Annotated in this window: 10 protein-coding genes; 1 reads left to right on the forward strand and 9 read right to left on the reverse strand. The window is 68.8% G+C overall.

Annotated features, from left to right (window positions below; translation table 11 throughout):
- Positions 1-220 precede the first annotated feature (220 nt).
- Positions 221-736: a hypothetical protein gene (locus ACIOEW_RS40965; protein ID WP_401970699.1), complete on the forward strand. Its 516-nt coding sequence runs from the start codon at positions 221-223 to the stop codon at positions 734-736.
- Here ACIOEW_RS40965 and ACIOEW_RS40970 read toward each other — a convergent pair.
- From ACIOEW_RS40970 to ACIOEW_RS41010, 9 genes are all read right to left on the reverse strand, one after another.
- A protein-coding gene (locus ACIOEW_RS40970) for an IS5 family transposase (protein ID WP_401970677.1) occupies positions 684-1,474 on the reverse strand; the annotation gives its coding sequence in 2 pieces (ribosomal slippage) (positions 684-1,093 and positions 1,093-1,474; 792 coding nt in all). The two genes, ACIOEW_RS40965 and ACIOEW_RS40970, sit on opposite strands and share 53 nt — an antisense overlap.
- A 527-nt stretch (positions 1,475-2,001) precedes the next feature.
- Positions 2,002-3,366: a carotenoid oxygenase family protein gene (locus ACIOEW_RS40975; protein ID WP_401970680.1), complete on the reverse strand. Its 1,365-nt coding sequence runs from the start codon at positions 3,364-3,366 to the stop codon at positions 2,002-2,004.
- Between the two features lie 51 nt (positions 3,367-3,417).
- Positions 3,418-4,902 (reverse strand): MFS transporter, encoded by a 1,485-nt coding sequence (locus ACIOEW_RS40980; protein ID WP_401970682.1) that lies wholly within the window; start codon positions 4,900-4,902, stop codon positions 3,418-3,420.
- A 59-nt stretch (positions 4,903-4,961) separates the two neighbouring features.
- Entirely contained in the window at positions 4,962-5,708 is a 747-nt protein-coding gene (locus tag ACIOEW_RS40985; RefSeq protein ID WP_401970685.1) for a multicopper oxidase family protein, read from the reverse strand.
- Entirely contained in the window at positions 5,608-6,531 is a 924-nt protein-coding gene (locus ACIOEW_RS40990) for a multicopper oxidase family protein (protein WP_401970687.1), read from the reverse strand. Before ACIOEW_RS40990 ends, ACIOEW_RS40985 begins: the two co-directional genes overlap by 101 nt.
- Positions 6,528-6,728 (reverse strand): hypothetical protein, encoded by a 201-nt coding sequence (locus ACIOEW_RS40995; protein ID WP_401970689.1) that lies wholly within the window; start codon positions 6,726-6,728, stop codon positions 6,528-6,530. Before ACIOEW_RS40995 ends, ACIOEW_RS40990 begins: the two co-directional genes overlap by 4 nt.
- 27 nt (positions 6,729-6,755) lie before the next feature.
- Positions 6,756-6,938 (reverse strand): hypothetical protein, encoded by a 183-nt coding sequence (locus ACIOEW_RS41000; RefSeq protein WP_401970692.1) that lies wholly within the window; start codon positions 6,936-6,938, stop codon positions 6,756-6,758.
- 92 nt (positions 6,939-7,030) lie between these two features.
- Positions 7,031-7,585 carry a hypothetical protein gene (locus ACIOEW_RS41005; protein WP_401970694.1) on the reverse strand — a complete coding sequence of 185 codons (555 nt, stop codon included), beginning with the start codon at positions 7,583-7,585 and terminating at the stop codon, positions 7,031-7,033.
- Positions 7,586-7,616: 31 nt separating this feature from the next.
- Positions 7,617-7,889, reverse strand: a complete 273-nt coding sequence (locus ACIOEW_RS41010) for a hypothetical protein (RefSeq protein WP_401970696.1) — start codon at positions 7,887-7,889, stop codon at positions 7,617-7,619.
- Positions 7,890-9,341 lie beyond the last annotated feature (1,452 nt).

Below are 9,341 nucleotides of genomic sequence, written 5' to 3' on the forward strand. Positions count from 1 at the left end.
CGACATCTCGAAGCGTGAAGAACGGCCGTCTCGGCTGTCCCGGAAAGAACCGCAGATCAGCAGGTCGGGTGACGTGCGAGGTTAAACGTCAAGCTCAGAAGCCGTATCTCAACCGAACGTGATCGTTTGATTCCTGCTGGTCAGGCATGGTTTCGGTGGATGAGGGAGAGTTTCGACGTTCTGTCCCGCCTGGTTCGGTGAGGGGTGTGCGGTGGCGTCGATGCTGGGATTGTTGGAGGCATGTGAAGCGGCTGCTCGCGTGCGAGTCGAGGATCTGCGGGAGGCGGCGGCCCGGGCGGCTGCCGTGCTGGAGGCGGCGGAGATCGATCTGGACCGGCGGGTGATCGCGCGGGAGGAACTCGTCGAAGCTCTGGCCGTGTCCGCTGCAGAGACCACCGCAGTGACCGATCCGGAGGCGAAGGCAGAATTGCCCGTGCCCGTGCCGTTGCCGGGGAGGACGGTGCCGTTCTGGCGTGAAGGGCTGCCTGCGACTGTTCTCGCGCCGGATTACCAGCGGATCCTGGGCATGGTGGCGGACCGGTCGTGCCAGGGGCCGGTGCGGGCGAAGGAGAGTTCGGTGGTGCTGGGGCTGGGGTCGACGCCGGCGAAGGTGGAGGGGGTGCGGTCGAAGGCGAGGCGTTTGGCGGAGCGCGGGTGGCTGGTACAGGAGGCGTCGGGGATGTTCAGTGCCGGCCGTGGGCCCGTGGCCGGGCCAGGCGGCGGCTCATCCGCGTGATCATCGACCACTGGATCATCGCCTCGCTGGTGGCGGTCAGGGTTTCGTAGTCGCGGGCCAGACGGCGCGAATGCATCAACCATGCGAACGTGCGCTCGACCACCCACCTGCGGGGCAGCACCACGAACCCGCTCATGTCAGTGCGTTTGACGACCTCCAAGGTCAGTTCGAGTTTCTCATTCGCCCAGCCGACAAGGCTGCCGGTGTAGCCGCCGTCGGCACAGACCAGGGTGATCTCCCGGTGCAGTGAGCGCAGTTGTCGCAGCAGGGGCACGGCCGCATCCCGGTCTCCCACGTTCGCGGCGGTCACCGCGACGGCCAGCAGCAGGCCGAGCGTGTCGGTCACGATGTGTCGTTCCGGCCCGGGACCTTCTTCCCGCCGTCGTACCCGCTCGAGGCAGTCAGCACGGACGCTGCAGCCCTCACCGACTGCGCGTCGATGATCCCCGCCGAAGGCTCCACCTCACGGCCTTCGTGCTCACGGACCTTGCCTCGCAGCCGGTCCTGGAACTCCGCGATCAGCCCGTGCTCACGCCACCGGCGGAAGAAGGCATAGACCCGGCCCCAGCAGGGGAAGTCCGCGGGCATCGCCCGCCAGGAGATCCCGCCCGCGACCAGGTACCGGATCGCATCAAGCATCGCGCGGTGGCAATAGCCCTCGGGCTGCCCGCCCCGGCCCTCCAGCCAGGCCGGCACCGGCAGCAACGGCCGCACCACCACCCACTCCGCATCCGTCATATCCGACGGATACCGGCGTACCCGGTCCGGGTGATCAGCCGCGTTCCCGTACACGTGCGCGAGACAATTACACGTTCGGGCGGCCGGTTGAACGATGCGGGCGCGGACGCGTAGAACTGCGACAACAGGGCCTCCTGGAACTGCTCGGTTCGGTTCGCACCTCCGAGCTACCAAGGGGCCCTGCCTTCATGTGCCTACCGCCGGAAGATCACTCCGGCGGGAAACCGTTCGACTCACACGTTCCATCATCGGTTGAGATACGGCTTCTAACCCTCAACAACCCCAGTTACACCGCTCGTTTGACAGACCCGATACATCGCAGGAGGCCAGGTCCCGAATCGGGACCTGGCCACCTGCGTCTAGCCGGTATGGCACCGGTCGAGCCGCGAATAGCAGCTCCGCCCAGAGCCATACCACGACATGCGGTTTTGGTTCAGCGGACTCGTAATCCGCGGGTTCGCGGTTCAGGTCCCTGACAGCGCGCCCGCAAAAGCTCCGGTTCGCCATGCGTGAACTGGGGTGCTGTATCAGCTCTCTTCCGACAGATCCAGTGCGGTGTCCGGGATCCAGGAGCCGTGGATGCCGCCGGTGACTCTGCGCGGCAGGTGGACCGCGGCCAGCTGTTCCAGGCCGGAGGCGTCCAGGACCAGCAGCTTGGATGCATCCTGTTTCAGGTCGGAGATGACGGTCAGCAGGTAGCCGTCGTCCTCGTTGGTCGCGCCGGCTGCCGGGACGAACACCGCTTCGCTGGGTAGCCGGGCGTCGCCGACCTGGTGGATGCGGCGTGCGCCGGTGGTGCGGTCGTACTTGACGATGCCGTAGCCGCCAAAGCCCTTCTGGTCCGGGAAAGACACGGCGTAGCTGTAGCGGTTCTCGGCACCCAGAAAGTCGTCGTTCAGGGTGGGGAACTCCACGGCCAGGTCGTCGATGATCTGCTCGTCGACCTGGCCGGTGGCGGTGTCGACGATCCAGCGGCGGGTGTAGGAGCGGGTGTTGGGCTCGGTGCCGCGATCTGGGGCGCCGGTCCACCAGTTCCACGACAACCGGAAGCCTTCGCGGTCGACGGTCGGGCCCTCCAGGACGATGCGGCCCTGGGCGTCCTCATAGGCATTGGTGGCGTGCAGCATGTTGCCGGGCTCGATGGAGTACCAGCGGATGTGCGCTGCGCCGTGGCGTCCGCGCGGCATGATGCCGATGCGCGAGAGCTGCTCGTCGCTCCAGGCGTAGGGGATGCCGGAGTGCTCGGACGGGTCAAAGGTGACGTTGCCCTCGACGAAGACGACGTGGTTGCGGGTGATGGCGAAGTCGTGCTTCAAGGAGGGCGTGGCATCTGGGATGTCGACGCTGTACTCGATCTCGCCCTTGGGATTGGCGACGTGATAGGTCAGGAACGGCGGGAACGGCGAAGAGCCGAAGAAGTGCAGCTCGCCGGTGGCCGGGTCCGTCTTCGGGTGCGCCGTCATGACGGTGCGGAGCTTGCCGGTGAAGTCGTACGCGCCGACGGTGTCCAGGTCCGGGGTGAGCTCGAATGGGAAGTTCGACTCGCACAGCGCCAGAAGCTTGCCGGCGTGTTCGATGACGTGGGTGCCGGCGGAGCTGGCTGTCAGGTCCGGGCCGCGCTCGGTCATGTAGGGCGCGCCTTCCAGAGCCGGGGTGCGGACCCACCGGTTGCGGTACCACTCGGCACGGCCGTCACGCAGCCGGATGCCGTGAACCATGCCGGAGCCCTTGAACCAGTGGGACGGGGTGACTCCGGCCTTCGGGTTGTGGCTGTTGCGTATCAGCCGGCCGGTCAGCTCGGGCGGCAGGAGACCCTCCACGGTCAGATCCGTTGCGCTGGTCTCGTCGACGGCCGGGGTGTAATGACCGCTCAGGTACGGCTTGCTGGACATGACAGGAACCTCTCTCGTGGTTGTGCCGTGTTGCGTGGACAGGAATTTCGGTCAGCCGGTCTGTCTGGCTGATCCGCGCGTCAGGACGACGGCCAGGACGGCGGTGGCAGCCATGAGTGCCGCCGAGATCGCGAAGGCTGTGCGGTAGCCGGATGTGAGGGCTTCCAGATGGGAGTGGTGTGTCGCCGCCCGAGCGGTCGCCGAGCCGGCCAGGGTGGTCAGGACGGCCAGGCCCACAGCTCCGCCGACCTGCCGGGTGGTGTTCACCAGTCCGCCGGCAAGGCCCGCGTCCGGTCCGGGCACGTCCACCGAGAAGACGGTGAGCTGCACAAAGGCGGTGCTCAGGCCCAGGCCGATCAGGATGCTGGGCCCCAGGACGTTCCCCAGGTAGCCGCCGTCCGTACTGATGTTGGCCAGCCACAGCATCCCGGCGCCCGCGACCAGCAGCGCGACGGCCGCGGTCACCGCCGGCCCGATCCGGGTGGCGAGGCGGGGCGCCAGGGCCGAGCCCAGCATCATGCACCCGGCCAGCGGAAGCTGCCCCAGACCGGTGGTCAGCGGGCTCTGCCCCAGGACCTGCTGCTGGTAGAGGGGCAGGAAGAAGAACAGTGCAATCCACACCGAGCCCAGCAGGAACATCAGGACGTTGCCGGCCGCGACCCGGCCGGTGCCGAACAGACGCGGCGGCACGAGCGGATCGGGATGCCGACGCTCGCCGAGGACGAAGACCACCATCAGGACCGCGGCGCCCGCGAACGCGGCCAGGACCTGCTGGTCGCCCCAGCCGGCGCGGCGAGCCGTGGTCAGGCCCCAGACCAGCCCGGTCAGCGCGAAGGTGACGGTGACCGCGCCGGGGTAGTCGAACCTCCCCGGCGCGGTACGCCCGGCCTCCGGCCGGGGAGCCAGCACCAGCACCGCCGCCAGAACTCCCACCGTCCCGAGCGCGACGGCGAAGAAGATCCAGCGCCAGCCCAGCGCATCGGTCAACACGCCGCCGAGCAGAACGCCGGCGGCACCCCCGGCCCCGGACACCGCTCCCCACACGCCCAGCGCTCGCCCCCGGCCGGGGCCGGGCGGGAACAGCCCCATCACCAGGGCCAGTGCCGCCGGGGCGATTGCGGCGGCGCCCGCGCCCTGTACCGCGCGCGCCACGATGAGGACCGACGAGGACGCCGCCAGACCGGTGGCGAGGGCGGACGCCGCGAAAACCGCCAGGCCGGCCAGCAGCACCAGGCGCCGGCCGAGCAGGTCCGAGGCCCGCCCGCCGGCCAGCAACAACGCCCCGAACGCCAGGCCGTAGGCGTTGACCGCCCACGTGGTCCCGGCGTCGGAAAGGCCGATGCCGGACCGGATCTGAGGCAGGGCCACGTTCACGATCGACGTGGCCAGCATGACCATGAACTGGGCGCCGGCCAGGGCGGCGAGCGCCGCGCCGGATCGGGGCGCGCTCGCCGGGGGCGCCGCAGCTTCGGTCGGCGCCCGGGATCCTTCGGGCGGCGCGTCACGGCCCGCGGGCCGTATGGGGTTGAGGTTCATATCGGGTTCCTCGATGAAGTCGATTGGAACGGACAGCGGGGCGTGGTGCGCGGCTTTTGTCAGGCCACGAGGATGGCGGCCATCATGGCCATGTCCTCGTGTTCGAGGTTGTGGCAGTGGGCGATGTATCGGCCGCGGTAGGCGTCGAAGCGGACGGCGAGGCGGATCTCCGAGCCCGGGGCCAGCTCGACGGTGTCCTTCCAGCCGCCGTCGTAGGCGCCCGGCCCGCCTCTGCCCCGGCCCAGCACCTGGAACTGGGTGCCGTGCAGGTGCACGGGGTGGCGCTCGACGGACAGGACGCGCCACTCCTCCACGGCCCCGAACTGGGGGCGTAGCAGCGGTGTGGCCGGGTCGAAGGCCCTGCCGTTGATCCGCCACTGGTCGCCGTTCCGGGAGAACACCAGGCGGCGTACCGTGCCGGCTGGAACGAGGTCCTCGATCGTGGAGAGCTTGGCGGGGACGGTGCTGTCGTCGGTCGTCTTCGACGTCACCTTGAACTGCATCACCTGGCCCGGCCGGCCGGTGGCGGCGGTGTTCTTGAGAGTGACCAGCGATCCGACCGGGTACTTGCCGAAGTCGACGACCACATCGAAGCGTTCGGCTGGGGAGATGCGCAGGGTGGAGTGGGTGACCGGGGCGTCGAGCAGCCCGCCGTCGCTGCCTATCTGCACGAAGGCGCTTTCGCCGGGGCCGTCGAGCCTGAGCTCATAGCGTCGGGCGTTGGAGGCGTTGACGAACCGCAGCCGATACCGCACCGCCGCGACCTCGGCGAACGGCCGCGGCGCGCCGTTGACAAGGATCGTCACCGGTCGCGCCGCCCATGATGGACTTCGCCATCCCGGCCTTGCCTAGCAGCGTCGGGTCGTGGGACGGGTAGGCCAGCTGGCCGTCGGCATCGAACGCCCGGTCGGTGATGAGCAGCGGGAGCTCCCGCTCGCCGTGCGGCAACGGGAGCTTCGCCTCCTCGTCGTCGCGCACGACGCAGAGCCCGAACAAGCCTTTCCAGACCTGCGCGCCGGTGAAGTCCATACGGTAGTCGTGGTACCAGAGCGTCGCAGCTCGCTGGCGCATCGGGAAGGTGTAAGTGCGCTCGACGGCGCTGGTGTGCGCGAGCGGGTCGTTCATCGCCGGCATTCCCGGCATGCCGGGCATCGCGGCGGCCTTCGCCGGGTCGGCCATGTCTGCCAGCGATGCCGGGTAGACCAGGTCGGTCGGGAAGCCGTCGTCGCTCGGCGGGGTGAGACCGCCGTGCAGGTGCGTTACCACCGGCACGGTCAGCTGGTTGGTCTGGGATACGACCATCGGGACGCCCGACCGCGCTTCCAAGCACGGTCCGGGGAAAGTGCCCTCGTAGCCCCAGATCCGGGTGCGGTAGCCAGGCAGGATCTCTACTTCGGCTGCCTTGAGCGCCATCGTGTACCGGTCCCGGCCAGCGTCGGTCGCGACCGGCTTCGTCGGCGTGGGGAATGGCAGGGGCACCGTGAACGGAGCCGGGAGCTTGGCTTTGCTGACCAGCTCGCCCGGGTTCAGCTCCGAGGTCGCGGAGCATCCGGTGAGGGCCGGAACGGCCGCCAGGGCGAGGCCGGCGCCACCGGCCAACTTCAGCACCGATCTGCGGGAGACGCTCACGAGGCGACCTCCTCGCCGAAGGCCGGCTCCTCGGTCAGCGCCGGTTCTGCGGCGACCGGGGCGGCCTTCATGACCATGGGAAGCGTGGCCACGACCGTCGCGAACAGCGCCACCCCGAGCGGAATGTGCACCAGCAGAATATGGCTTCCGCCCACCGACATCTCGATGTACTCCAGAAGCAGGATGGTCGCGAGCATTGTGAACAGCTGCCGCCGGATCAGCCGTCAACGCCAGGCCAGGAAGGCCAGGACCGTCAGGCCCAGACAGATGGTGGTCAGGACCGTGGCGTTCGCCCCGTGCGTGGATATCGCAGAATCCTGCCCGGACGGAAACATGCCGGCCAGAACAGGCTGCAGGAAGAATGCCAGAGCGTGGATGACGGCCGCGACGCGCAGTACGAGCAGCATGGTGTCGGCCTTTCAGGAGAAGGAATCGGTGCGCTCGCGCAGTGGCGGACTCGCACTTCTACGGGCCGGGACGTCGGCCGTGGATGCCGGCCTCAGCCGCCGGGGCGGGCCGACCGCGGCGGTGCGGGCTGGGGTGTCAACTTCACCGCGACGAACCCGAGCAGGTATCCGCCGAGCAGGACGCCCAGGCCGACGGCCAGCCCGGGTTTGCCGATCATGCAGGTGAAGATGCCGGTGACGACTCCGGTCCGGGTCAGGACCGAGGACCACAGCCGGGGTTCGTGGATCCGGTCCAGGACTTCCGGCGGCAGCGCGCCGTCCTCGGCGGCTCCCACCGCCGCGACCATGGCTCGCATGTCCTTGCCGGTGAGGGGTTCACCGAGCAGGACGAGCGTGGTCCAGCCGACGAGACCGACGATGATCCAGCCTTGCCAGGACCAGGCGACGATGGCCAGCCACAGCCCGGCGGCCAGGACGGTGAGCCGGGCGATGGGGCCGAATGCGGCCGAGGCCCGGATGGCCTTGAGCGGTTCGCGGACCTGGCCGGTGCTCCAGGCCGACCGCAGCCCGGTCACGCCGATCCAGTCGGCGATCAGGACCACGGCGGCGGTCACGTGACATATCAGGAGCACGCTGGCGAGGGTCACGGCCTGACGTGTTCTCTTGGATCATGGCGGTTCAGCGAAGCGCGGGTGGGACTGCCGGGCCGGCCCACGCCGCGCCGGTGAGGGCGCAGGGCTTGGTGCCGGCGGCTGGGGTGTGTTGCGCCGAGCGCCCCCGTCCCGTTGCGCACGAACCACAGCTTCCGGTGCCGGCCGCCCCCGGGCCCGCGAGCGCCTGCTCCACGGCCTCGCCGTCGCCGCCCGGGGCGGCGTCCACCGCGCCGGGCGGCACGATGCGCCACGCCGACTCGTGGACGTCGAAGAGGGCATCCTCGAACAGGAACTTCACGGGCGTAGCGCCCCGACTCACCGGCGACGGCTTGCCCGCTGTCGGCGACTGGACCCTGGTGGGCCGACCGCCTTGTCCGGTCTCGGGTCGGTTCTTTTCTTCCATGGCTCAGAGTCTGGTCGCGACGGCTGTCCACTTCCCAGACCATTCCGGGCCCGTCACTGTCCACCACTGTCCACACCGGCCGTGGCGAGCGACGGCGGCCTGGTCAGCGGCGGCCATACAGCTCCATCTGCCACAAGGCTTCACCGAGGAGGTCGAAACCTTGCCGCAGATGGCGCCGATAGGTGCCGTAGGGCAGACCCAGCCGTCGCGCCGCCGCCTCCTGCGTTGGACGCTCCGGAGAAATAGGTCGCCCGAGCACGTCTCGCGCTTTGGCGCCTCGGGGATCCAGGGCCAGGTCCTCAGCGGTCTGACAGATCAGTGCCCGGAGATCCTTGACGGGACTCGACGAGTCCGCGATCAGACGGGAGACGGGCCTGCAACAGCGCGCAGGTGGCGAACCCCTGGTGATCGCGCCACAGCACCAGCGCATCGCGAACGGCCAGGTCGAAGGCAGTGCGAGGCATGCCGAACGGACCGGCCAGAGCCGGCATGCGGCCCGTGGAGGTAGAACACGAAAGGACCACCCGGCCGCCCGGACAGAGCCGCGTCAAAGGTCTCCAGTTCCAGCTTCCTGCCGACGAACGAACGCTCGCGGGCCTGACTCAGCCGATCACCCCGCGTCAGGTCCACGTCCATCGCGCGCCCCCTTTCCGATCGGCGCTCACGGCGCCCATCACTTTACGGCAGCCGATTTCCTTGCTGGTGTGACGGGCGGGGCCGAAGGACAGCGCAGCCGCCATTGATGATCGCGGGTGACGGAGTCGATGGCGACGAGTGGTGCGCGGGGCCTGGCTGCGGGCCGCGAGCCGGCTGACCGGGTCCGAGCCGAGGGCCGCGGCCTTTAGCCCTCACCTGTGCCGAGTCCAGCACGACACAGAAAATGTCGATCACATCGGCGTCGTCCAGACAGTGCAAAATCCCCCCATGCAGCCGGCCCTAGACGCGGACACATGACCAGATCAGAAACCTGCGACGGGCAACCGGAATCGTTATCCTGAAGCACGGCGGCAATGCCCGCCACGCGCGTCCGCTGAGCACAACTTAGGTATCGCCGCGAACACCACACCTGATCAGGCGTATCCTGCATCCCGCCCCCTTGCGCCCGCACTTCTGGGCATCCCGCACACAAGTGCGGAGCGGTACACCAGCCCTAAACATATGCCAGTACTTCGACGTCCCCAACGGGAACTCCTGGCCTGTGGATCTTCACGATCAAATGATCACAAGATCAGAGGGCCCCCGACCATCAGCTTAGGAGCTGTCCGGCCGATCATTGATGGCGTGCGTATGGCTGCTGCTTGGGCGCCTGTAGCGACGGTCTGAAGTCGATTGCTGGATGCCTGATGC

Origin of the sequence: Streptomyces sp. NPDC087901, assembly GCF_044742205.1 — a bacterium.
Lineage (GTDB): Bacteria > Actinomycetota > Actinomycetes > Streptomycetales > Streptomycetaceae > Streptomyces.

What these genes read in the sequence shown, in the direction of transcription:
- ACIOEW_RS40995 (WP_401970689.1), bottom strand. Translation starts at nt 6,728, where the DNA reads ATGCTCGCGACCATCCTGCTTCTGGAGTACATCGAGATGTCGGTGGGC.
- ACIOEW_RS40980 (WP_401970682.1), bottom strand. Translation starts at nt 4,902, where the DNA reads ATGAACCTCAACCCCATACGGCCCGCGGGCCGTGACGCGCCGCCCGAA.
- ACIOEW_RS40965 (WP_401970699.1), top strand. Translation starts at nt 221, where the DNA reads ATGCTGGGATTGTTGGAGGCATGTGAAGCGGCTGCTCGCGTGCGAGTC.
- ACIOEW_RS41000 (WP_401970692.1), bottom strand. Translation starts at nt 6,938, where the DNA reads ATGCTGCTCGTACTGCGCGTCGCGGCCGTCATCCACGCTCTGGCATTC.
- ACIOEW_RS40975 (WP_401970680.1), bottom strand. Translation starts at nt 3,366, where the DNA reads ATGTCCAGCAAGCCGTACCTGAGCGGTCATTACACCCCGGCCGTCGAC.